A 23,979-nucleotide genomic window follows, 5' to 3' on the forward strand; every position below is an offset into this window, starting at 1 on the left:
GGTTCGATTCCGTTCTCAGAGCGAGCCCTTGGTCGACGGGACTTCGTTGGTTCGGGGGTCGCGCTCGGCCGCGTCGCGGATCGCCCGGGCCGCCCCTTTGAAGATCGCCTCGGCGATGTGGTGGGTGTTGCGGCCGTAGTGGAGCAGGACGTGCAGGTTCATCCGCCCCTGGGTGGCGACGGCGTGCCAGAAGTCGGCGACCAGCTCGCTGTCGAACGTGCCGATCTTGGGCGTGGGCATCGGCGCGTTCCAGACCCAGAACGGACGTCCGCCCAGGTCGACCGCCGTGGTGACCAGGGTCTCGTCCATCGGCAGGACGCAGTGGCCGTAGCGGCGGACCCCCGCGCGATCGCCGAGCGCCTTGTCGATCGCCTGGCCGAGGCAGATTCCGATATCCTCGGTCGAGTGGTGGTCGTCGATGTGGAGGTCGCCCTTGCAGTCGACCGACAGGTCGACGAGCGCATGGCGGGCGAACGCTTCGAGCATGTGGTCGAGGAAGCCGATCCCGGAGGCGACTTCAGCCTTGCCCCGGCCGTCGAGATTCAAGGTCAGGCGGATGTCGGTCTCGCGGGTCTTGCGGGCGACCTCGGCGATGCGCGGCTGTTCGCTCACGGAATCGTTCCTGGCGTGGGAGTGAAGTATCGACGACCCGGGAGATTGTAACCCAGCGGGCCGGGCTTGCTCAGGGCAGACCGCGAAGAACTTCGAGCAGGCGGTCGATCTCGGCGTCGGTCCCGACGCTGATCCGAAGGCCTGGGGGGCAGCCCTCGTATCGCATCAGCCGGACGAACACGTTCCGTTCCTTGAGCTGCTGGAAGGTCTCGACGGCCGGTCGACCGCCGGTGGCCCAGACGAAGTTGCCCTGGCTGTCGGTCGCGTCCCAGCCAAGCGTCCGCAAGGCCGTCGCGAGCCGTTCGCGGGTCGCCAGGATCTTGGAACGGGTCTCGGCCAGATAGGCTTGATCTTCGAGGGCCGCCTTGCCGGCCGCGAGGCTGAGGGCGTCGCAGTTGTACGAGTCCTTCACCTTGTTGAGCTGGGCGACGATCCCGGCGTCGGCCACGAGGTAGCCCAGGCGGACGCCGGCCAGGCTGTATCCCTTGCTGAATGACCGCGTCACGATGACGTTGGGGTGCGTCTTGAGGAGCGACAGGCAGTTCTCGCGGGCGAAATCGCCGTACGCCTCGTCGACGACCAGCGGGCAGTCGAGCGATTCGGCCAGCTCGGCGACCTCGACGGGCGTGAGCGCGGTTCCGGACGGGCTGTTGGGATTGGCCAGGTAGACGAGCTTGAGGCCGGGCTGATGGAAATCGTCGACCTTCAGCCGCCAGTCGTCCGAGAACGGCACGACGTGCGAGCGGCCGTCCTGCAAGTCGACGAGCGTGGAATAGAGGAGATAGCTGGGGGTGGGGTAGGCGGCGACGTCGCCCCGGCCCACGAAGGCGCGGGTGATGATGGTGAGGACGTCGTCGGAGCCGTTGCCCGCGAGGATCATGTCGGGCTCGACCCCGTGCAGCGCCGCGGCCGTCGCGCGAAACTCCCGGGCGATCGGGTCGGGGTAGAGCCGCAGGCGGTCGGTGACGGTCTCGACCAGCGCGGCCTTGACTCGGGGCGAGGGAGGGTAGGGGTTCTCGTTAGTGTTGAGCTTGACGAACGTCCCTCCCTGGGGCTGCTCGCCGGGGACGTAACCTTCCATCCGGGCGATGTGAGGCAAGACCCATCGGTCGACGTCGGGGGTACGATCCACCTTTCCGGGCTCGTTCGCGGTCTTCACGACTTGTGCTTTCCTTGGGCGAGGCCGGCGAGCGACTCGTCGGCGATCCGGAACGTGGTCCATTCTTCGAGCGGGCCGGCGCCCATCGACCGGTAGAAGCCGATCGCCGGCTCGTTCCAGTCGAGAACCGCCCATTCCAGCCGGCCGAAACCGCGGTCGCGGGTGATCTGGGCCAGCGTTTGCAAGAGCGCCCTGCCGATCCCCTTGTTGCGGTGTTCGGGCTGGACGAACAGGTCTTCGAGGTACAACCCCGGCTGGCCCCGGAACGTGGAGAAGGTCGGAAAGTACAAGGCCAGGCCGACCGGCTCGCCGTCGACCTCGGCGATCAACACTTCGGCGTAGGGACGCGGGCCGAAGAGGTGCCTGCGGAAGTCGTCGGCGGTGGCCTTGGCGACGTGGTCCAGCTTTTCATAGATGGCCAGCTCGCGGATCAGGTTCGCGATCGCCTCCGAGTCGGTCTCGACCGCCGGCCGGATCGTGAATGGCGAGCTGGATCGTGCTTCGACCTTGTGGGTCGAGGCGAATCGGACGGACGGGTCTTGGTCGCTCAACGGTTCGGCTCCTGGAGGCGGACGTCGATGCTGTAGCGGTGCGCGGAGAGCCCTTCCACATCGGCCAGGCGGCGGATCTCCGGGGCGAGCCCGGCCAGGCCCCGCCGGTCGACCGAGATCAGGCTCGACCGCCGCAGGAAGTCGTTGGCCGAAAGCCCGGACGCCCACCGCGCCGTGCCGCTGGTGGGGAGCACGTGCGACGGGCCGGCGGCGTAATCGCCCACGGCGACCGGCGTATAATGCCCGAGGAACACCGCGCCGGCGTTCGTGAGCCGGGGCAGTAGGCGCTCGGGATCGGCGGTCGAGACGTGCAGGTGCTCAGGGGCGAACTGATTGGAAAGCTCGACCGCCTGCGACTCGTCCCGGCACCGGATCAGGGCGCCGAACCGTTCGAGGCTGTCGCGCGCCAGGTCGCCCCGGCTCAGGTGCCCGAGCTGGGTTTCGAGGGCCGAGGCGACGTCGTCGACCAGGCTCGGCTCCCAGGTCAGCATGATGCTCGCGCCGGGGGAGTGCTCGGCCTGGCTGATGAGGTCGGAGGCGATGAATCGAGGGTCGGCCGAGGCGTCGGCGATGAGCACGACCTCGCTCGGCCCGGCGATGCTGTCGATGTCGACCTCGCCGTAGACGTGTTTCTTGGCCAGGGCGACGAACAGGTTGCCCGGCCCCACGATCTTGTCGACCGCCGGGATGCCTTCGACCCCGTAGGCCAGCGCCGCCACGGCCTGGGCGCCGCCGACGCGGTAAACCTCGGTCACGCCCAACTCGTGGCAGGCGGCCAGCAGTTCGACGTTGTAGCCGCCGAACCGCGTGGGGGGGACGACGACGGCGATCTCCGAGACCCCCGCCGCCTGGGCCGGGACGACGGTCATCAGGAGGGTCGAAGGGTACGCCGCGGCGCCACCGGGGATGCAGACGCCGACGCGGCGGAGCGGCAAGTACCGCAAGCCGAGCATCACGCCCGGCTGGGGCTCGATCCGGACGTCGCGGCTGAGGATCGCACGCTGATACGTCAGCACGTTCTCGCGGACGCGGGCGATCGTCTTCAGATATTCAGGATCGGCGTTGCGGTGGGCCGCTTCCAGCTCGGCCGCCGGCACGCGGACCTGGTCGGGCGTGAGTTCGACCTTGTCGAGCTTCCGGGTGTAATCGAGGACGGCGGCGAGCCCTCGGGACGCGACCTCGCCGCAGATCCGCTCGACGACCTGCTCGGGCGAGAGCGGCTCGCCGAAGACGGCGACCGTGCGGGCCTTGCCTTCGGGGCTTACCACGTTGCCCTTGGGGCTTAGCTCGTTGCGGAGGACCGAGATCGCCTCGCGGGCGTCTTCGCGGGTGCAGTCGATGCGGCGGATCTTCAACGTCAAGGTAATCGCTCGCGTTCTCGAAGTCGGGCGGAAAGAGTTCGCTCCCCTCTCTTTCTATTATCGCCCTCAGCGCCGATCGTGCAACGGCGGCTCGCCGATCACGAGGCGTCGGAGCGGGACGTCGCCTGCGCCCACAGGCCGAGGAGGCCCAGAAGGGCCAGGTCGTCGAACAGCAACGGGGCGAACGCCGGCGCGCCGTAGAGGAACGATTCCCAGACCGACGCCGTCGGTTTGGCGAGGTTTCCACGCACGTGGAGGTAGAAGCCGAGCAGCCCGACTGCGAGTTGAACGACCATGACGCCCAGGGCCGTGAACCGAAGCGGACGATTGCCGGGGACGACCACGACGGCGGTCAAAAAGCCGAACGCGAGAGCCGACGAGACGACCCCGATCCACTCCGTCGGATAGAAGAAGCCGTTCTGCGCGTGGTCGGCGAGGCTCAGGACGAAGTTGCCCGCCCAGCCGCCGGCCGCCAGCACGACCACCCAGCCCGCCCACTCGGGACCGCGCGCGTCGACCATCCGGCTGAGAAGCACCAGGAAGCCCAGGCCCGTGTAAGCCAGAGGCGCGGCGAACGGCGCCGTGTAGACGAGGTTGCGGAGCGTCTGCTCCTCGAAGAAGACGCTGTCGAGGTGGAAGAACAGGCCCGCGAGCCCGACGAGGATCGACCCACAGCCGACGAGCACGCCGATCGTCCAGGCTGTCCGCGCTCGCCACCGGGGCGTTTTCGAGGGCCAGAGCCCACGCGGGGCCGGCAGCGGTCCGCCGATTAGCATGGCAAGCGCCAGGAGCGGAGCGGCGGCCAGCGAGAACGCGACCGGGACGTACTCGGCCTTATGCGCAAAGGCGTTGATCGCGTGGGCGACGGCGACGTCGACCGCGAGGAACCCGATGTTGCCGATCGCGAACAGCTCGACCCAAAAGAGAGGGCCGGTCAGCCACCCCCACTTTTCCTTATTCAGCCGAAGCGGCATCGCCCTGGCCTCCCGGCTTCCGAGGTTCTTCAGCGGCTTTCGGAGCGTCGGCCTTGGCGGCGGCCTTGGCCCGAAGCTCCTCGGCCCCCTTCTTCAACTCGGTCAGCTTCGAGACGATCTCGTAGTAGCCGTGCCACTGGACGAAATCGGCTCCTCCCATGTAGGCGCCGTGCTTCGCGGTCCGGCCGCCGTAGTGCCAGAGGTCGAAGTAGAGGTATTCGATCGGCTCGTCGAACGGCTCGGGAGTCAGCAGGCCGTCCTTGTGGAGGCCGTCGACGATCGTCTTGGCCTCCTTGACCAGCGTGTTCGTGGATTTCACGACCCCCTCGGCCTCGCTGTAAAACTGGAGGATGCGCGGGCTGGTATGGCATTTCAGGCAGATCGCCTGCATGTTCTTCTTTCCTTCTTCGTACTTGGGACGTCGATCGGAGACGGTGGCGAAGAGGAAGTAAGAAAGCCGCTGAGTGACGTCGTGGGTGAATTTCTCGCCTTCGAGCCCGCTCATGTGGCAGGTCGCGCAGGTCGGCACGGGCATGTCGCTGGTCGACAGCTTCTCCGGGCGAGCCTTCAGGTTCATGGTCGCCCGCTGGGCGTTGAAGAGGACGCCGTGCTTCGATTCGTGATAGATTTCAAGCTGCGAGTGGTCCGGTCCCATGTGGCACTGGCCGCAGGTCTCCGGCAGCCGCGCCAGCTCGACCGAGGCGACGTGCCGCGCGTGGCAGGCGGTGCATGAGCCGATGGAGCCGTCGGCGTTCGGTTTGCCGACGTCGTGGCACGCGCGGCATCCCTTGTTGACCGCCGCGACGCCTTCGATCTTCGTCAAGTCGTGCGCGGGACGGTCGACGGCCCCTTTGTGGATCGCTTCACTGAAGGCGATCTGCTCGGCGGTGAAATCGCCGGGGCCGGCGACCGACGCCCATGCCGGGGCCGCGTGGCGACTCTTCAGGTACTCGTCGTACTGCTGGGGATGGCAACCCTGGCAATTGGCGGAACTGAGCTTCTTGGTGATCGTGAAGCCCTTGTGGTCGAGCGGTTCCTGCCCCTTGGTCGGCTGGTGGCAGTCGAGGCAGTTGACGCCCTTCTCATTGTGCCGGCTCATTTCGTATTCATGAATCACCGCCGAGGTCTCGTGAAGGTGGCACTCGGCGCACTTGCCGTTCGCCTTCACCAGATCGGCGGTCGGCCGCTTGACCTCGACGTGCGGCCGCTTCGACTGGATCATGAACGCCGATACGATCATGGCCGTGCTGATCAAGACGGCGATGAACAGGCCGCGGAACGACATTGAGCCTCTCCAAGCAGAATGATTGAGATGAGTCGGCGCGTTCAAGGTAACGCGAAGCGAAGGCGGGGCCAAGCCCCCGGTACGGTTGGAAGCGCCTCGATTGAGGTTGCTCGGGCCGTTGTGGGTCGCTCCATGAAAAAAGCCCCACGCGAACGTGGGGCTCTTCGAGGTCTCTGAAGTCGGTGGACGGGATCGTCAGGCGATCCGGCGTTTGCGGAGGCCGTAACCAAGACCGCAGGCCGCCGAAACCCCTAGCATGACCAGGCTTGTCGGCTCGGGGACCGCGCTGGTGTTGGGGTCGTAGCCTTGATACAGGTATTGATGAACCTCGCCCCCCTGGGTGAGCGACTTGGCGAAGATCGCCCCCTGGAACGACTGGGTGTCCGTCGTGATGGCCGCGAACGGCGCCAGGACCGATCCGTTGAACGACTTGTTGTTGAACGTGATGCTCGATGCGTTCTCATAGAAGTTCCAGATCACATGGGTGCGGGCCCAGGTGTCGGCGAATAAGCCGACGAAGTTCCCTGTGTTCCCCCACGCGAGGGCGGACGTTCCCGATACGTTGATTACGATCGACGACACCGACGACTCGCCGAGGCCGTTCGCGAATCCCAGGCCGATTTGCTGGATATTGCCGTTGTTGAACAGGCTCGATCCCGCGATGTCGAAGACCGCGACGTGATTGACGGCATCGACGGCCCCGACGGTGAAATTGACCCCTTGCGGCTGGGCGCCCGGGAACGAAACGGTGTTGTTGGCGGTCATCGCGTGGAACGCGCTCGAATCGCTCTGTAAAACGGCGGCGTCGGCCGCCCCGATGCCCTGGACCGCCGCGACGTTCGTGCTGTAGCTGCCGTTCGGATGGCTCATCGATCCGGTGAGGGTCCCGCCGATGAGGGCGTTGCCGTTCTGAATCGTCAGGGCGCCCGTGGCGTTGCCGCCGACGATCAGGTTGTTCACGTTGTCCACGGTCGGCGTATGGATGGCGACCCGATACTGGCTCGACGCGGTCAAGTTGCCGCCGACCCGCACGGCGCCTTCGGTTTCGGTGTTGGCGGATACGGCGAGTCCCCCGGTCGTGACGATGTTCCAGGAGTTCAGCAGGCTCCCGGCCGACGCTGAGCAGGTCAGAAAGGCGGGGGTGATCAGGGCCAGAAGAATACGCGGAGCTTTCATAGTCTCTCCAAAAGTCATCCAAAAACGGAAGGCGCGAAGTGCTCGCGCCCCAAGGCTCAACAAGGGCGAGAACGAACCTTCGCGGCTTACCTGACAAGACGCGAAAATCAGGTGTCGCGCAGACGCCGCGCGACCGCGGTCTCATGTCATTGGGGTGCGATCCGGTGGGAAGCCTTGGATTGCAGGGCCGAAGCGATGCGACGTTGCGACGTTCATGAAGGATTCAGGGCTGCATGCACGTTGGAATGATAGGCCGACTTAAGCTTGTTTCAAGCTGGTTGGCTTGCAATCGATAGAAGCGTTGAATTGCTCCACCGTTCGCGTTGCCTTTTGGCATCGAGCGTCGACGCCCGGCAACAGGGCCGTGGTGGAAAGCGGCATGCGGACGGCTCGGAAGGGCTGGTTGAAGCCGGGCCTCGGCGGGGATACTCTGATTGCTGCGTCTCGCATCGTCGTGGGGAAGGCCTCGCCAGGTTCCTCGGCCGTGGTCTTCCCGTCCCCTTCATCGAGGTGGGTCCGCGTCATGACCGCGATTGCTCGGGTGATCCGATCGGTGGTGCTCGCAACGGCGACGGCGACGATGCTCGCGGCCTGGGAGCCGGCGACCGCCCAGGAGGCGACTCCGTTGCCTGTGTACACCGGTGCTCGGCTTTATGTGAAGGACGTGCCCGACCACTACGAGTCGGTCGCGCGGACGATCAAGGATCTCGAACGACAGTCGCCGCAGTCGTATTTCGTCGTCGTGGTCAAGTCGTCCGGCGCCGGCCAGCACGCGACCCGCGACTACCTCGACCGGCTTTACGACTCATGGCGGCGCGACGCGAAGGCCAAGAACCTGAAGCTGGACCCCGAGCGTTCGGTCGTCGTCGTGGCGGCTCTCGACAACCGTCAGGTCGCCGTGCATCCGGGCTCGCTGCTCCGCGATCGGTTCGGCCTCAAGGGAACGACGATCGACGGCGAGATCGTCCAGCGCGCCTTCATTCCACTCGCCCGCGAAAACGATTACCCGGGGGCGCTCTCCGCGCTGCTGACCTCGACCAACAATTTTCTGGCCGCGCACGGCGATTCCGAGACCAAGGCCGTCGCTTCCCAGGGGGGGGCGAGTCGCCGAAGCCGCCGGCGACGCAAGTCGCAAAGACCGCGAGCCCGACGTCGATCCCGGTCCCGCCGGTGCCCGGGCCGACGAATCGCAATGCGGCGGCGTCGACGACGGTCGCGCCGGTCGCTCCCCCGCCGCCGTCGACGACCGGCCGTGATCTGGCGTGGTCGTTGATCGGTTCGTTCGTGGCGATCGGCCTGATGATTATGGGCCTCGTCTGGCTGGCGCGGCGGCGGGCGCGTGGCAGCTTCCATTCCAAGCTGAAGGATTACCGCGCGAAGGCCGTCGACATGATGGACCGGCTCGACGCGCTCAAGGCCCGCCTCAAAACGCTGACGATCGAGGACGCCGACTTCAAGGAACCGATGACCGGGCAAACCCTCGGTCACTTTCAGAAGGTGCAGGACGACCTCGGCAAACTCTGGGATCGTTGGCTCGAAGTGATGGACGTCGTCGACAAGGCGCAGCGGAGAGGCGCCCGAGGGAGCAAGGAACTCGCCGAGGCCGATCAACTCGTCTCCGATTCCAAGGTCTTCGACGAGGTCGAGGCCGGCGCGAAGGCCTGCAACGCCGCGATGGACCAGCTCAACAACGCACACGAAGAAGCGCGGTCGGCCGCCGCGACGGTCGTCGAGGGCCGATCGCAGGCGCTCGCCAAGGTGGCGGAGGTGCGGAAGGCGGACCTGCCGACGGCCCCTTACCAGCCAGAGATCGACCGACTCGCCGCCCTGGAAAACCAGGCCGGGCAGATCCTCACGCCCGACCCCCTGGGCGCGAAGGCGGTCCTCGGCGAGGCCCTGGCCGCCGCGACGAAGCTCCGGGAACGCGCCGCGAACGTCCTGGGGCGACTTGACGACGGCAAGCAGGTTCACGCCGCGCTTGATAAGCTTCGGGCCGACGTGGCCGACCAGCGCCGCCAGGGCCTGAAACTGGTCGAGGAAGGGGGTGCCCCGGATCATCTGATCGCCCGGTCCGATCAGGCGATCGCTGAACTCCAGAAGGCTCTTGAGGCCGGCGATCCCGACGCGGCCGCCGACCGGCTCGAAGCCGGTCGCAAGCTTGCGACGGAGGCGCAAGGGACGCTCGACGCCGTGATCCAGGCGAAGGGGCTGTGCGCGCGGGAGCAGCCCGAACGCGAGCGCGAGACGCGGCGGCTGCGCGAGGCTCTGGCCCAGTACGACGCCTTCGAGCAGGAACTGAAGCGCGACTTCGCCCCCGCCTCGTGGCAGGTGGTCGCCGGAAACTTGGCGCAGGCCCGGGCGCTTCTGGAGACCTTCGACCGCAAGGCCCAGGAAGCCGCCCAGGCCGCTGACGGTTCGACTCAGAAGTACCTTCTGGGCGCGCGGCTGATCGGTCAGCTCGCCCAGGAGCAGAACGCCGTCTTCCGGTTGATGAACGCCGTCGGCGAGCGGCTCAGCGGCTTGAAAGCCCTTCGCGACGAGTCGCGGAAGCTCGCCGCCGATCTCGACGACCGCGACCGCCAGGCCGATGCGTTCTTCTCGCAGTACGACCACGTGGTCGGCCCGCAGGCTCGGGCCAGCCTCGAATCGGCCGGCGAGGCCAGGCGGCAGGTCGCTCGGAAGTCGGCTGGGAGTCAACCCGACTGGCCGACGATCCGCCAGCTTCTGGGGAAGGCGGTCGAGGAGTATTCGATCGCCCAGTCGCAGGCCGAGGCCGACCTCAAAATCTACGAGCTGTTGACCTCCGAGTACGACGAGGCCCGCAAGAACGCGACGCGGGTCCAGGCGTTTCTGGCTGGTCACAGCGAGGACCGCGTGGCGGCCAACCAGCGCTATCGGAACGCCGAGGAGGTCTTGAACCGGGTCGGCGACGAGAGCACCCGCGTCGGCAATGAATGGCCCAGGCTGCTCGACCAGGTCCGGGGCGCGCGGGCCGACCTCGACCACTCGGAGCAACTCGCCCGCGAAGACATCCGCCTGGCCCGGCAGGCCGAGGCCGAGATCTCCGACGCCGCTCGGACGATCCGCCAGGCCCGGACCTACTTCTCGATGGGAGTCACCCTGAGCACCGCCGGCGCGGAGTCGCTCCTGAATCAGGCCCAGCGGCTCTACCATTCCCAGAACTACGAGCAAGCGATCCGGACGGCGGGGGCCGCCGTCCAGCAGGTCCGGCAGGCGCATAATCAGGCGGTCCAGCAAGCCTATCTTCGGCAGATGCAGATCCAGGCCGACCAGCAGCGCAGCGTCGCGGGATTCAACACGTTTGGCATGGGCGCTGCAACAGGAGCCGCGGCGGCGATGCTCGGTCGGGCGGCTTCGGAATCGGGAGGCGCCTCCAGCTTCGCCACGGGCGGTCAAGACGCGCCAGCGGCGCCCAGCGCCGGGGGCTCGGATTCGTCGTCGTCCTCGTGGTCGAGCGAAACGAGCGAGTCGAGCTGGTGAACCGAGGCCGTCGGAATTCGGTTTTCAACGGCCTGTGCGGGACTCGTGGAAAACCCGATAAACATCGACTAGGATACCTTCAACCGCAGCGGACGAATCAGGCCACAAAACGGGTGACATCATGATTCTCGGAAAACTCTGGAACGCGGTCGCCGCGCAGTTCAACAAGCTCGCCAACGCGATTCGCGGCTACGACCCGATCGCCGAGATGCAGCTTGAGTACGATCGTTCCGTCGAGCAGCTCAAGGAGGGCCGCGAAGGCCTGGCCCAGTACCGCGCCCTGGTGGAGCGGGTCCAGCGGCAGGTGGACAATCAGACGAAGGTCGTCGCCACGCTCGAAGCCAAGGTCAAGGCGTTCCTGAACGCCGGCGACCGCGACGGGGCGGCCAAGTTCGCCCTGGACCTTCGCCGCGCCAAGGAAGACATGGCCGAGAACGAGAAGCAGCTCGCCATCCACGAGCAGGCCTATCAGAACAACCTGCTGAAGATCAAGCACGCCGTCGAGAAGCTCGAAGCGGTCAAGCACAAGATCAACAAGTACGACGCCGACCTGAAGATGAGCCGGGCCGAGGCCGAGTTATCGCAGATCGCGACCCAGTTCAACTTCAACGTCACGACCGATTTCGGCCAGGCCGAGCAGATCATTCAGGACCAGATCGACAAGAACCGGGGCCGGGTCCGCGTGGCCGCCGATCTGTCGGGCGAAGGGGTCGAGGACATCAAGCGCGAGATCTCGATCGAGAAGACGCTCGCCGAGGACGCGCTCAAGGATTTCGAAAAGGAGCAAGGTCTGGCCACTCCCGAGACCGTCGGCGCAAGGCCCGCACCCAAGCAACTCGGCCCCTCGACCAAGCAGCTCGAACCGCTGCCCGAGATTCCTTGATCGAGATCGATCGTGAGTTCGGCGTCGTTTCGCGTTCGGGAATCCCTTGGGCCCCGGCCAGGAGCAGGCTTTCGTGAGCACCGACCAAAGGACCTTGCTCAGCGGGGAGGCGGCGGCATCGGTCCCCGCCTGGTTCCCCAGCTGGGCGCGCGAGTTCGCCGAGCAGTTCTACGCCGGGACGAGTTGCCTGTTCGTCTTCCACGGCAACGTCCATGATCTGGTCCGCCAGTCAAACAAGGAGCCGGTCGTCTATGGCCGCCTCGACGAGTTTTTGGCGATCCAGCTCTTCGCCGACTGGGACCTCGTGATCCGCTACGACCTGAGCAACGGCCCGGACGTGTGCGCGGGCAGCGACCGTGACCGCCGCGACAAGATGATCGCCTTGCTCTCCAATCGGATCGGCGAGTTCAAGACTTGGCCGCGCGATCCCGACGCCTTCCTGTCGCTCCTCGATCATCTCATCCAGCGCAACCTGATGGAGGAAGACCCCGCCAAGCAACTGAGGATCGCCGTCGTCTTCGATCACGCCCAGTACCTGACCCCCTCAAGCGACCTGGCCCAGCTCACCGGCCCATTGGGCGCGCGGCTGGTTCGGCTGCTGTCGTGGGCCCAGGACCCGAAGATCAAGAGCTTCAGCATCGCGTTTTGCCTGCTTTCCGACCAGCTCAGCGAGGTCAACGAGCGGCTCGTGGGGAGTCCGCACGTCGCGACCTTGAACGTGCCCATGCCTACCGGCGACGACCGACGCGGGTTCGCGGACTGGTTCGACGGCCGCGACGGCAAGCTCGGAAACCTGACCAACTTCACGCCCGAGCAGCTCGCCGAGCTGACCAGCGGTCTGAATCTGGTGAGCCTCGAACGACTGCTGGCCCTGGCCGAGCGGTCGCACATCAAGCTCGATTCCGCGAGCCTCAAGAAGCTCAAGAAGGGGCTCATCGAACGTCAGGCGCGGGGGCTGGTCGAGTTCGTCGAGCCGGTGCAGACGCTCGACGACTTCGTCGGCAACGACGGCGTCAAGCAGCGGCTCGTCGACGACGCGGCCCTGCTCGAAAAGGGCCGGCTCGACGCTTCGCCGATGGGCTACCTGATCTGCGGCCCGGTCGGCACCGGCAAGACCTACCTGGCCGAGTGCTTCGCCGGATCGGTCGGCGTCCCGTGCGTCAAGCTCCGCAACTTCCGCTCGAAGTACGTGGGCGAGACCGAGGGCAACCTCGAACAGCTTCTCACCGTCCTCCGCGCGATGGGGCCGGTGGTGATCGTGATCGACGAGGCCGACGCGGCCCTCGGCACGCGCGAGGGAGGCGGCGATTCGGGTACGTCGAGCCGCGTCTTCTCGATGATCGCCAGCCAGATGGGCGACACCCGGTATCGTGGCATGCTGATCTGGATGCTCCTGACGAGCCGTCCCGACCTCCTGCCGATCGACCTGAAGCGGCAGGGGAGGGCCGAGGTGCATCTTCCGCTGTTCAACCCGCGCGACGACGGCGAAGTCAATTTCATGTTCAAGGTCATGGCCAAGAAGAACAAGTTCCAGTTAGACCCCGCGGTGCTGCCCGAGGGACTGTCGAAGCGAGGCTACAGCGGGGCCGACATCGAGAGCATCGTCCTCTCGGCCAAGCGCCTGGCCCTGACCAAGGGGCGAGACCAGGTCTCGGGCGAGGACGTGACGCAGGCGATCGACGATTTCGTCCCCTCGGCCCAGGGGCTTGAGAAAGAGAAGCAAGAGCTGGCCGCCGTGCTCGAATGCACGTCGATGTCGTTCCTCCCCGCCGACTGGAAGGAACGATTGAGCCATCCCGACGCGCGCGCCAAGGCTCAGGAGCGAATGGCCGCGATCCGAAAACTGATCGAGGAATGACCAAGGGAGAACCCATGTCGAAGCATCACGATCACAAAGGCGAAGAGAAGTCGCGGTTCCGTACGCCCTGGCTCGACGACTCCAGCGAAGCCCCGCTCGTCCATCAGTACGCCGAGAAGCTGACCACGTTCATGGACGCGATGGCCGACGGCAAGATCGACAAGCATGAGCTGAGGGATCAGGAAGCGCGCGTCGTCGCGCTCATGAAGAAGATCGAGCCCCAACTCGACCCGGACCTCCACGAGGAAGTGACCCACTTGCTCTGCGAGCTGACCGCCTACAACGTCATGCATACGATCCACGGCATCCTCGACGCCACCCCCAAGACGAAGTTCCGAGGCTGACCGCGACGCCGGAGAAGGGGTGAATCCCATACATACAGCACAGTCTTTTCTTCGAACGCCACGGTGGTCGAACACTCCTCATCCGCAATTGCACCGCCGGGTCTCGACTGGGACGGAGTTGGGTGGCCCGGGTTCCTACTCGACCCAGGGGAGGCGGGCCGAGGCTTCCTCCCCTGGGGGCGGAAACCGAACCCAGGCCACCCAACTCTTTTCATGGAGGGGCTTCCGGGCGCGGCATGACGATTCGATCACGCGGAATCCGCCGTCCCGACGCGAGGAAATTGGCTTCCTTCGTCGCGAAACTCAGGAGTCGCCCCGAATTGGCGGGGCGTCGTTCGCAGCCCCAAACTCTAACTCTGTAATGCTTTCAGGCGGATGACGGTGCTCATTCCAGCCCTGCCGGATTGGCTTCGATCGCGCGGAATTCCGCCGTTCCTCCCACTTCCCCCCCCCGCCGTCCCGAGGCGAGGAAATTGGCTTCCTTCGTTGCGAAACTCAGGAGTCGCCTCGAGTTGGCGGGGCGTCGTTCGCTGCCCTAAACTCTAACTCTGTAATGCTTTCGGACGAATGGCGGTGCTCATTCCAGCCCTGCCGGATTGGCTTCGATCGCGCGGAATTCGTTGGTTCTCGACCCCGATTCCGCCGCCCCGGCCGTCTCCTGGCCGATTGGCTTGGTTCGCGCGGTTTTGGGATGGTTCGACGGCGGCTTCACCTTCACCGATGCCAAATTGCCAACGAGCCCGGACGCTCCGGACGGAGCTTCCCGTATCTAGAACATACGACGCGATCGCCCTTTTGATCGTTAGGAAAGGCGGCGGAATCCGCGCGACGTCTCCTACAAACGAATCGGGTTGGAGTTTCACTGGCGTCCCCCCCCTCGGCGTCCACCACTCTTGATCCAAGCACGATGGCCCTACCGGGCGCTTCCTCTCGCCACGGGCATAGGTATCTACACAACTCACGGACTCAGCGTTTAAGAAGGTTTAAGCCCTCTGGGAACTCCGCGACACGATCGAGAATCCCAAATCGGCCAGCCGGTGATTTCGACCACGGCGGACACGGAGGAAATCCGGGGAGGAGGGAGGATCGGGATTCTCTTCTTCCCTCCGCATCCTCCCGTCCTCCGTGGTGAATCGTCCGATCCGGATTTCACGCCGCGAACGCGGACGACGTCGCCTGGTCGTGTCGATCGCATCGGTCGAGCCCTTCGGGTTGCCTCGTGGTTCTCAACGCGTAATGCCGGACCGTTCGCATTTTGATTCCAGGATTCCGAGACGATTCCGGGAAGACAAGGACGGCCCACGCGATTGACGACGCCCCGCCCGCCGTTCATCATGGTCTGCCGGGCCGAGAGCCCGATAGTGGGCGGAACGCGCGTGCGCCGAAGGTCGTTCGCGCGGCGTTTTCGGGTTATCGAGAAGGTGAGCGAGTCATGTCCGACAGCGAAACGCGGCGGGTCGCCCTCGTGACGGGATCGGCGGGGGGCATCGGGCTGGGAATCGCGCGTGCTCTGGGGGCGTCGGGCTTCGCCGTCTGGCTGGCCGACGTGCAGCAGGACCTCGTCCATCAGTCGGCCGATGAACTCAAAGGGGAGGGGATCGACGCCTCGGGGATCGTCCTGGACGTCACAAAGGCCGCCGACTGGGAAGCGGCGATCGCCGAGGTTTCCAAAGCGCACCGCGGTCTCGACGTCCTGGTGAACAACGCCGGGATCAGCACCCGCGGGACGATCGAGTCGACCGACGAGGCCATGTGGGACCAGACGCTGAACGTCAACCTGCGCGGGGCCTGGCTCGGGATCAAGACCGCGTTGCCGCTCTTGCGGACGCGGCGGGGGACGATCGTCAACATCGGCTCGACGCGCGCGACGCAGCCCTTGCCGGGGCTCTTTCCTTACGTCATCAGCAAGGCGGGCCTCCTGGGCCTGACGCGGCAGGTCGCCGTCGAGTGCATGGGCGAAGGGATCTCCTGCAATATGGTCGCGCCGGGCTGGGTCGACACGCCCAACGAGCGTAAAATCCAGGCCCGATACGGCCGTCCCGACTTCCCCACGGGGATCAAGAACCTGACGACGCCCGACGACATCGGCGCGGCGGTCGTCTATCTGTCGTCGCCGGCCGGACGCAAGACCACCGGCGACATCCTCTACATCGACTCGGGCCTCCACTGCGCCGACGACGCGGGAATGGTCTACGTGGCCGATCACACGCCCGCCTACAAGCAGCGGATCGAGAAGAACTGAATCGAAGACGCAACCACCGACAGTCCTCAGGGAGCGATCGCGATGGCTGAGTTTCTCTACTGCCTGAACACGAGCACGATTCAACCCACGCCGCTGCTGGAGAAGGTCCGCGTCGCCGGCGCGGCGGGCTACAAGGCGATCGAGCCCTGGAACGACGAGATCGACGAATACCTGGCCAAAGGCGGCTCGCTGAGCGATCTCGGCAAGGCGATCAGCGACGCCGGGCTAGAGGTCGTAAGCGTCATCGCCCTGCATAGCTGGGCGACGACCGAGGGAGACGAGTACGTCCGGGCGCTCGACGAGTGCCGGCGGCGGATCGATCAGGCGGTGGCCCTCGGCAGCCCTTACATCGTGGCCAGCCCGCCGCAGGAAGTCGTCGACCTCCCGCACATCACGGCGCGGTTCGTCGAGCTGCTGGCGATCGGCGAGCAGGCCGGGGTGACGCCGTCGATGGAGTTTCTCGGCTTCGTCGATGGGATCAACAGCGTCTCGAGCGCCTGGGCGATCGCCCAGGGGGCCCGCAACGCGAAGGCGACGATCGTCGCCGACGTCTTCCACATGATCCGTGGCGGCGGCTCGGTCGACGACTTGCTCAAGATCCCGGGCCACCGGCTGGCGAACTTCCACATCAACGACGTCCCCGCGACGCCCGATCCCTTGACCCAGACCGACTACGATCGCGTCATGGTGGGCGACGGGATCGCCGACCTGCCGCGCGTCATCGCCAACCTGCGAACCATCGGCTACCGCGGCCCGATCTCGTTCGAGATCTTCAACAAGGAACTCTGGACGCACGACCCGTTCGACGTCGCCCGCCGCGGGCTCGACCGGATCAAGGCTCTCGTCGAGGCCTGACCCGGTCCGGCCCGGATTCGCTCAATATTTGGCCAGGTCTTGCGCCTCGCGGTCGGGATTGGTGCGGCCGACGACGACCGCAGCGTCGTCGAGCATCATCTTGAGATCGCTCCCCACGGCGATGAACTGCCAGCCTTCGCCGGCGCGGCGGAGGGCGTCGTCGGCGGTCAGGACGTGCAGGCCGCAGGGGAGGTTGTTTCGCTTGGCGGCCTCGCGGATGCGGGTGAGCGTGCTCTCGAAGAACTCCTTGGTGGGGAAGGTTCCGTCAGCCGACCGCATGGTGAACGTCAGGTCGTTGGGACCGACGAAGACGGCGTCGAGTCCGGGGACGGAATAGATCTCGTCGAGCCGGTCGACGGTGTCGATGTGCTCGGTCTGGATGATGACGAGGATCTCGTCGTTCGCCTTGCGGTAGTAGTCTTCGGGGGTTGCGGCGAAGTTGATCGCGTGGAACCCGCCGCCGACGGAGCGGTTGCCCTGGGGGGCGTACTTGCAGGCGGCGACGATGGCGCGGGCCTCGTCGGCATCCATGACCATGGGCGCGACGATCCCCATCGCGCCGCAGTCGAGCGCCATCTTGATCCATTCATGCTTGCCGGCGGGGACGCGGGCCAGGGGGATGCAGCCGGCGTCGGCGATCGCGCCGAACATCATGGCGGCGGTGTTGATGTCGGTGTGCGTGTGCTCCATGTCGACGGTCAGCCAGGGGAAGCCTGCCCGGGCCATGTAGCGGGCGGCGGCGACGCTCCCGAGGGACAACCAGGTGCCGATCTGCGGCTTGCCCGCCTTGAGAGCGCGTTTGACTGGATTGATCTTCAACGGTGTCTCTCGATCTGGAGGAGGGGACGAAGCGACGGCGCGTCGAATCGGCTGCTGGATTCGGCCGTCGAGTTCCCAGTTTCCCAGGATCGCCCCGGGTCGGCAAGCGTCCAGCCTCAACGCGGGCTCGGCGTTCTCGCGCTTGCCGATGCGCCGGGAATGTGCCATCATCGATCGGCCGGACGAGCCCGATTCGACTGGCGTCGGACTCTATCAAGACACAATCAGGAGAGAATTTCATGGCGAGCCCGAAAGCCGAGGCTCCGGCGGGTGGAGAGACGATCACGATCAAGGACGGCAAGCTGACCGTCCCCAACTTCCCGATCATTCCGTTCATCGAAGGGGACGGCACGGGCCCCGACATCTGGCGAGCCAGCGTGCGCGTGTTCGACGCGGCGGTCGAGAAAGCCTACGGCGGCAAGAGGCAGATCAAGTGGATGGAGGTCTACGCCGGCGGCAAGGCCTTCTCGCAGTTCAACAACTGGCTGCCCGACGAGACGGTCGACGCCTTCCGCGACTATCTGGTGGGCATCAAGGGCCCGCTCACCACGCCGATCGGCGGCGGCATCCGGTCGCTCAACGTCGCCCTGCGGCAGCTTCTCGACCTCTACGTCTGCCTCCGCCCGGTGCGCTGGTTCAAGGGCGTGCCGTCGCCGGTGAAGCATCCCGAGAAGGTCGACATGGTGATCTTCCGCGAGAACACCGAGGACGTCTACGCCGGGATCGAGTTCGAGGCCGGCAGCGACGACGCCAAGAAGCTGATCGGCTTCATCAAGGACAACTTCCCCAGCGCGTACAAGAAGATCCGGTTCCCCGAGACGGCCGGCGTCGGCGTCAAGCCGATTTCGAGCGAGGGGACCGAGCGGCTCGTTCGATCGGCGATTGAATACGCGATCAAGAACAAGCGCAAGAGCGTGACGTTGGTCCACAAGGGCAACATCATGAAGTTCACCGAAGGGGCGTTCCGCAACTGGGGTTACGCCCTGGCCGAGCGCGAATTCGGCGGCCAGACCTACACCTGGGACCAGTGGGAGCGGACCAAGGCCGCCAAGGGCGAAGCCGCCGCGAACGCCGAGCAGAAGCAGGCGCTCGAATCGGGCAAGATCCTGATCAAGGATGCGATCGCCGACATCACGTTGCAGCAGGTCTTGACCCGTCCGACCGACTTCGACGTGATCGCCACGCCGAACCTCAACGGCGACTACCTGTCCGACGCCCTCGCCGCTCAGGTCGGCGGCATCGGCATCGCGCCCGGCGGCAACGTCAACTACATCACCGGCCACGCGGTTTTCGAGGCCACCCACGGCACCGCGCCCAAGTACGCCGACCTCGACCAGGTGAACCCCGGCTCGGTCGTCCTTTCCGGCGAGATGATGCTCCGCTACCTCGGCTGGACCGAGGCCGCCGACCTGATCATCAAGGGGATGGACGGCGCCATCGCCCAGAAGTCCGTGACCTACGACTTCGCCCGCCTCATGGAAGGCGCCAAGGAAGTCAAGTGCAGCGAGTTCGCCTCCGCCGTGATCGCCAACATGTGACAGCCGGCCGCCCGACGCGCGCCGTTGTGAACGTCCCCGGGGTTTTCCCCGGGGACTTCCCCCTTCCGGGACCGAACATGCGCGTGAGCCTCGTCACGGAAACCTTCGCGCCGCAGGTCAACGGCGTGTCGCGCACCCTCGGAGAATTGACCCGCTGCCTGACCGAGCGCGGCGACGTCGTGCAGTTGATCTATCCCGACTACGGCGACGCCGTCGAGCGCGGCGACGTCTGCCGGGTCAAGGGGGTCAACCTACCGTTCTATCCGGAGCTTCACCTCCCGCTCCCTCCCTTCGGCCGCGTCCATCGCGCGATCGACGCCTTCCGGCCCGACGTGATCCACGTCGCCACCGAGGCGTTCCTCGGCCTGAGCGTGCTTCGCCACGCGCATCGTCGCAAGATCCCGATCGTCTCCAGCTTCCACACCAACTTTGATCAATACAGCGGCCATTACGGCGTTGGCTGGGCCAAGAGCCTGATCTGGCGCTACCTGCGGTGGTTCCACAACGGGACGCGCGAGACGTACGTACCGTCCCGGGCCACGATCGCCCAGTTGGAACAACTCGGCTTCGAGCGACTGGCCCTCTGGCCGCGCGGCGTCGACGCCTCGTTCTTCCGCCCTGATCGACCGGGCCGCGCAGACTTGCGAACCGCCTTCGGCTGGGGGCCCGACGACCCGGTGGTCAGCTACGTGAGCCGGATCGCCCCCGAGAAGAACGTCGACTACCTGGCGAAGGCCCTGGAGATCGTCGTCGCCCGGCGGCCCAACGTCCGGCTCTTGCTGGTAGGCGACGGACCGTCTCGCGCCGAACTGCAAGAGCGCCTGGGACCTTCGGCCAGGTTCGCCGGCTATCGCCTCGGCGACGACCTCGCCGACCATTACGCGGCGGGCGACGTCTTCGCATTCACGAGCCTGACCGAGACGTTCGGCAACGTCGTGCTCGAAGCGATGGCCTCGGGAATGCCCGTCGTCGCGCTCCGCGCCGGCGGCGTCGGCGAGATCGTCAAGGATGGCGCTACCGGCCTGCTCGTCGAGCCGGACTCGTCCCCCGAGACCTTCGCCGAGTCCATCCTCCTACTCATCGACGATCCGGCCCGCCGCACGAGCATGGCACACGCCGCACGAGCTTACGCCGAGTCGCAAAGTTGGAGCGCGATCATGGAAGACCTGCGCAACGGCTATCTTCGGGTAGTCGCCGCCCAGGCGGCAGAGCGTCGGCTGGCCGTCAATACGTGAACGAGCCGCTCTGAGGAGCGTGAGCTTGCTCGAACGCCCGGTACTTCGACTTCTCGACCCAGAGCCCGATCCCGCTCTGAGTCTGGGCCTGCGTCGACGGGAGTGATTTCTCGAAGAACGTGCCGGGGAGGTTAGTCGGCATGTAATTCTCGAACAGGAACGCGCGGAGCGCGGGGAAGGGGGGGTAGCCCGCGAATATCAACGCCGGGGGATGCGTGCGAAGGTCTCGGAGGATCTCCTCGACACGGGGCTTGATCAGGGGATGATCGCGCTCGGCCTGGTCGCGGAGCAGGTTGTCGACGAACAGGTGCCGGCTGGCGCCGTCGAGCTTCCCGTAGAAGTGCAAGGGGCTCTGCCAGCCCCAGACGTAGAGCGTCGGATGCTCCCAGAGCTTCGAGCGCTGCGCTAGTTCGAGACCCAGCCGCCGCAAGAAAACCCACTGCCCGCCACCTTTGTAACGGATCGTCAGTTCTTGCGGCGGGCAGAGCAAATAATCGCGAACCTGGAGGAACGCCGTCCCTAGAATCGCGGCGAGTACGACGACGACGCCCCCGAGGTCGGCGAACCGGAACCGTTTGCGAACAGCGGCGAGGCAATCGGTCAGGGTCACGGCGGCGGCGACGGCGATCCCGGGCGTCGGCAGCAGGTAGTAGTGCGCCCAGTAGAGGCCCGGAAGGACGACTTGAACCCCGGCCGCGACCGTCCAGGCGGCGACCAGCTTGCGTCCGGCCGAGCCGTTCGGGCCGAGCGCCAGATGGGCGATGCAAGGTGCCGCTGCTAGCCAGAGCGGCCAGCTTCCGGTCGCCCACCAGACGAGATAGTTGGTGTTGCCGAACGGCCAGGGGAGCTTGCCCGTCGGGTCGGCGTTGCCGGTGAGCCAGCGGACCCAGGCCGAAGGGGCGCCCGGCTCGGGCAACGTGTCAGTCGCCATCGCCCGGCCGAACCGGAAGATATCGTCATACGCCGATACGCCCGCGCCCTGAGCGATCAAAACCGCCGCCGCGAGCAGCAGAACCAGCCCGAGCCCGAACGTCAGAGCCGCCAGGTCTTTCGCCCGGCTCTTCGTCGGAATCGCGAGGACCGCCGCGCCGTAGACGATGATCGGCAAGACGGCGACCTGTTTGACGAGCGTCGCGGCGCCGAGGCAGACTCCGGCCAGGGCGAGAGGCCAGAGCGTCTTCCTGGTCCAGCCGAGGAGGATCAAGGCCAGCGAGGCGACGGAGAAGAAGTTCATCTGATGTTCGAGGTTCGATCCGTTGCCGTACAGATACGGATCGGTGCTCACGATCGCGTACACTGCGGCGGCGATACAACCGGCCGCCGGCCCCGAGAGCTTCAGACCGATCCACCAGAGCAGGGCGATCGTTCCCAGGACGTAGGGGATCGGGAACAGGCGGATGGCCAGCTCGTTGTAACCGAACAGCGCGATCGGCGTCGCGTACAGCCAGTAGCCGAGCGGTGGCTTGTTCTCGGTCAAATCGCGATAGAGGACGTCGCCCGCGAGCAGTCGGCGGCCCATGTGCGCGTAGATCGCCTCGTCGCAGTCGAGCGGCTCCGACGGCCCGACGGTCGCCGGCCACAGGTTCACTCCAGTGGCCTCGACGACGGTCGGCGCGAACGTGTGGGCGCGATACCATACGTCGAAAACCAGGATCGCGACCAGGACCAGAAACGACCAGCGCATCGAAATGGTTTCCTAACGGAGTCGATAGAGCCGGACCGGGTAGAACATCTCGCGAGGCGACCGATGCAGCTCCTTGGCCGTGGTCAGCCCGAGCGCGGTCCGGACCTGTTCGAGATAGGGCCCCCACGTCTCGGGATCGACGTGTTCCTGCGCGTCGAACGAGCCCCAGAGGATGTGCGTCACGTTGTACTGGCGGACGACCTCGTCGATCCGGGCGGCGCTGTAGTTGCGAGGCATCAGCACCGTGGTTCGGTCACTCGTCACGCGGATTTCCCAGGGGAACCAGGTCATGACGCGGGCGTCGGGCGGCACGCGCTCGGGATGCTCCTTGATCCACTCGCCGGCCTCGCGAAGCGCCGGCCAGTGCAACTGGTAGGGATGTGAGAACCACGATGCATCGTAGGCCCACGTCGGATCGGCCCAGACCAATGCGACGTATGACGCGGCCAGCCAACCGAACGCCCGACGATCGATGCGCAGCTTCTCAAGCCACTGGATCACGCCCGCGACGGCCGTCGGGATCATCACGACGTACACCGGCAGGTAGTAACGGCCGAGCTGCGCCACCTGGGTCACGTCGGCGACGCTCTTGATCGTGGCGGCGACGAAGACGACGAAGATCGTCGCCGTCAAGACGTCGAGGTCCCGCCCCGGGGCGTCCCGATCGCCCTTGCGCAGTCGGTAAAGGTAGCCGGCCGCCAGCGGCAAGCCGACGATCATCGTCGAATAGACGGCGATGATGATCAGCGACTTGATCTTCGTCCGGACGATCTCGGGGGCGTTGGCCCAGGTGTAGAACTGCTCGGGCCGGGTGTTGCCCCGGTCGAAGTGGTGGACCGTCCACGAGAAGTTGTATTCGAACAGGCTGGTATACGCATAGAACGGCCTGCCGTACTCGCGCGTGGTCGCGACCGCCCAGGGGAGGATCGTGAGAGCGACGAGAACTCCCCAGAGCACCAGGAGCAGCGGCCGGCGCCGGAGGCGAACCAGGGCGTTGAGACCCGAGGCCGCGACGAGCGCCAGTCCGGTGTTGCGCGCCAGGATCGACAGGCCTCCACAAAGCCCGGCCAGCAGCGTCCAGGCGACGGAGGCCCATCGGCCGTTGCTGTTCCAGACTTCGACGATCGTCCAGACGGCCAGGATCGACGTCAACGCGACGAGGCTCTCGCGCAGCACGAACCCGGCGTAGATCGCGTGCACCGGAAGCACGGCGAGCACCGCCATCGACGTCAGTCCCACGACCGGACCGAAGCGTCTTCGAGCGAACCCGTAAAGGGCCGGCAGCGCCAGCAAGTTGATGAGGAAGCTGCACCCCTTGGCGGCGGCTATCGTGGCGTCGATCGACGCGCCGGGCGCGACGCCGGTCAGTCGGAACGTCGCGGCTCGAACGTAGGCGTCGAGCGGCGTCGCCCAGTCGTCGAGCACGCCCTGGTTCAGGCGGATGCGCGGGTAGTCGTTGAAGAAACTCTCGACGTAGTGCTTGACCGGCCCCTGGCCGCGATAGACCGACGTGGCGACCTCGATGTAATGACTGCTGTCGCCCGGAACGAGCGGGACGTTCCCCCCGCAGATCCAGGCCGTCGCTCGGATCGCGTAACCGATCCAGAAGATCGTGAGCGCGATCCGCGCGTGCCGCCCGAGCCACGGCGCGAGCATCAGCCCGCCCGCCGCCATCGCGGCCCAGATTCCCAGATGCCAGCGCACGAGGACGAGCTGCGAGGGCCGGCGAATCCGTCCCAGCATGGGGATTTCATAGAACTGGTGCGCGACGAAGTCGAAGGCCGGCGTGACCCAGCCGAAAGCCCAGTCGGCCCAGGCGCCGGCGGCGATCACGGCGGTCAGCCCGAGGGCGAGAACCAGCCATCGCGTTTGTGTGCGGTCCATCAGCTCCGCCGCCTCCGG

General features: G+C 66.1%; 19 protein-coding genes. 9 read left to right on the plus strand and 10 right to left on the minus strand.

What is annotated here, in order from left to right; genetic code table 11:
* Positions 1–15: 15 nt before the first annotated feature.
* The 7 genes from hisB to BSF38_RS27345 all read right to left on the minus strand — a co-directional run bounded on the left by hisB (position 16) and on the right by BSF38_RS27345 (position 7,118).
* Positions 16–612 carry an imidazoleglycerol-phosphate dehydratase HisB gene (hisB, locus tag BSF38_RS27315; protein ID WP_076350190.1) on the minus strand — a complete coding sequence of 199 codons (597 nt, stop codon included), beginning with the start codon at positions 610–612 and terminating at the stop codon, positions 16–18.
* 70 nt (positions 613–682) lie between these two features.
* Positions 683–1,771 (minus strand): histidinol-phosphate transaminase, encoded by a 1,089-nt coding sequence (gene hisC, locus BSF38_RS27320; protein ID WP_237170638.1) that lies wholly within the window; start codon positions 1,769–1,771, stop codon positions 683–685.
* Positions 1,768–2,322 (minus strand): GNAT family N-acetyltransferase, encoded by a 555-nt coding sequence (locus BSF38_RS27325; protein WP_237170639.1) that lies wholly within the window; start codon positions 2,320–2,322, stop codon positions 1,768–1,770. The genes hisC and BSF38_RS27325 overlap by 4 nt, the downstream gene beginning before the upstream one ends.
* Entirely contained in the window at positions 2,319–3,689 is a 1,371-nt protein-coding gene (hisD, locus tag BSF38_RS27330; protein WP_099092040.1) for a histidinol dehydrogenase, read from the minus strand. The genes BSF38_RS27325 and hisD overlap by 4 nt, the downstream gene beginning before the upstream one ends.
* Positions 3,690–3,781: 92 nt before the next feature.
* On the minus strand, positions 3,782–4,657 hold the full coding sequence (locus BSF38_RS27335; protein WP_076350192.1) for a hypothetical protein: 876 nt from the start codon (positions 4,655–4,657) through the stop codon (positions 3,782–3,784).
* Positions 4,638–5,942 carry a multiheme c-type cytochrome gene (locus tag BSF38_RS27340; RefSeq protein WP_076350193.1) on the minus strand — a complete coding sequence of 435 codons (1,305 nt, stop codon included), beginning with the start codon at positions 5,940–5,942 and terminating at the stop codon, positions 4,638–4,640. Before BSF38_RS27340 ends, BSF38_RS27335 begins: the two co-directional genes overlap by 20 nt.
* A gap of 195 nt (positions 5,943–6,137) precedes the next feature.
* Positions 6,138–7,118, minus strand: a complete 981-nt coding sequence (locus tag BSF38_RS27345; RefSeq protein ID WP_076350194.1) for a choice-of-anchor A family protein — start codon at positions 7,116–7,118, stop codon at positions 6,138–6,140.
* Positions 7,119–7,641: 523 nt separating this feature from the next.
* On the opposite strand from BSF38_RS27345, the gene BSF38_RS27355 reads away from it, so the two are divergent.
* The 7 genes from BSF38_RS27355 to BSF38_RS27385 all read left to right on the plus strand — a co-directional run bounded on the left by BSF38_RS27355 (position 7,642) and on the right by BSF38_RS27385 (position 16,801).
* Positions 7,642–8,391: a TPM domain-containing protein gene (locus BSF38_RS27355; RefSeq protein ID WP_076350196.1), complete on the plus strand. Its 750-nt coding sequence runs from the start codon at positions 7,642–7,644 to the stop codon at positions 8,389–8,391.
* Positions 8,388–10,619 carry a hypothetical protein gene (locus BSF38_RS27360; RefSeq protein ID WP_145952354.1) on the plus strand — a complete coding sequence of 744 codons (2,232 nt, stop codon included), beginning with the start codon at positions 8,388–8,390 and terminating at the stop codon, positions 10,617–10,619. Before BSF38_RS27355 ends, BSF38_RS27360 begins: the two co-directional genes overlap by 4 nt.
* A 121-nt stretch (positions 10,620–10,740) precedes the next feature.
* Positions 10,741–11,502: a PspA/IM30 family protein gene (locus tag BSF38_RS27365; RefSeq protein WP_076350198.1), complete on the plus strand. Its 762-nt coding sequence runs from the start codon at positions 10,741–10,743 to the stop codon at positions 11,500–11,502.
* A 73-nt stretch (positions 11,503–11,575) separates the two neighbouring features.
* Entirely contained in the window at positions 11,576–13,360 is a 1,785-nt protein-coding gene (locus BSF38_RS27370; protein WP_145952355.1) for an ATP-binding protein, read from the plus strand.
* Positions 13,361–13,374: 14 nt separating this feature from the next.
* Positions 13,375–13,704, plus strand: a complete 330-nt coding sequence (locus BSF38_RS27375; RefSeq protein WP_076350200.1) for a hypothetical protein — start codon at positions 13,375–13,377, stop codon at positions 13,702–13,704.
* Between the two features lie 1,432 nt (positions 13,705–15,136).
* The gene (locus BSF38_RS27380; RefSeq protein WP_076350201.1) at positions 15,137–15,946 is read left to right on the plus strand and encodes an SDR family NAD(P)-dependent oxidoreductase; all 810 of its coding nucleotides are present in this window, start codon (positions 15,137–15,139) and stop codon (positions 15,944–15,946) included.
* Between the two features lie 42 nt (positions 15,947–15,988).
* Positions 15,989–16,801: a sugar phosphate isomerase/epimerase family protein gene (locus BSF38_RS27385; protein WP_076350202.1), complete on the plus strand. Its 813-nt coding sequence runs from the start codon at positions 15,989–15,991 to the stop codon at positions 16,799–16,801.
* A 21-nt stretch (positions 16,802–16,822) separates the two neighbouring features.
* Here the strand turns inward: BSF38_RS27385 and BSF38_RS27390 are convergent, their stop codons facing one another.
* Complete coding sequence (locus BSF38_RS27390; RefSeq protein ID WP_076351532.1) at positions 16,823–17,620, minus strand: HpcH/HpaI aldolase family protein; 798 nt, start codon at positions 17,618–17,620, stop codon at positions 16,823–16,825.
* Positions 17,621–17,859: 239 nt separating this feature from the next.
* Here BSF38_RS27390 and icd point away from each other — a divergent pair, with 239 nt between their 5' ends.
* Both icd and BSF38_RS27400 read left to right on the plus strand, forming a co-directional pair.
* A complete protein-coding gene (gene icd, locus BSF38_RS27395; RefSeq protein ID WP_076350203.1) occupies positions 17,860–19,158 on the plus strand; it encodes an NADP-dependent isocitrate dehydrogenase in 1,299 nt (432 codons plus the stop codon).
* A gap of 77 nt (positions 19,159–19,235) precedes the next feature.
* Positions 19,236–20,393: a glycosyltransferase family 4 protein gene (locus BSF38_RS27400; protein WP_076350204.1), complete on the plus strand. Its 1,158-nt coding sequence runs from the start codon at positions 19,236–19,238 to the stop codon at positions 20,391–20,393.
* On the opposite strand, the gene BSF38_RS27405 is transcribed toward BSF38_RS27400, so the two are convergent.
* Both BSF38_RS27405 and BSF38_RS27410 read right to left on the minus strand, forming a co-directional pair.
* A complete protein-coding gene (locus BSF38_RS27405) occupies positions 20,383–22,077 on the minus strand; it encodes an ArnT family glycosyltransferase (protein ID WP_076350205.1) in 1,695 nt (564 codons plus the stop codon). The two genes, BSF38_RS27400 and BSF38_RS27405, sit on opposite strands and share 11 nt — an antisense overlap.
* Positions 22,078–22,089: 12 nt before the next feature.
* Entirely contained in the window at positions 22,090–23,961 is a 1,872-nt protein-coding gene (locus BSF38_RS27410; RefSeq protein ID WP_076350206.1) for an ArnT family glycosyltransferase, read from the minus strand.
* Between the last annotated feature and the right edge of the window lie 18 nt (positions 23,962–23,979).

It is taken from the genome of Paludisphaera borealis, assembly GCF_001956985.1.
GTDB lineage: Bacteria > Planctomycetota > Planctomycetia > Isosphaerales > Isosphaeraceae > Paludisphaera > Paludisphaera borealis.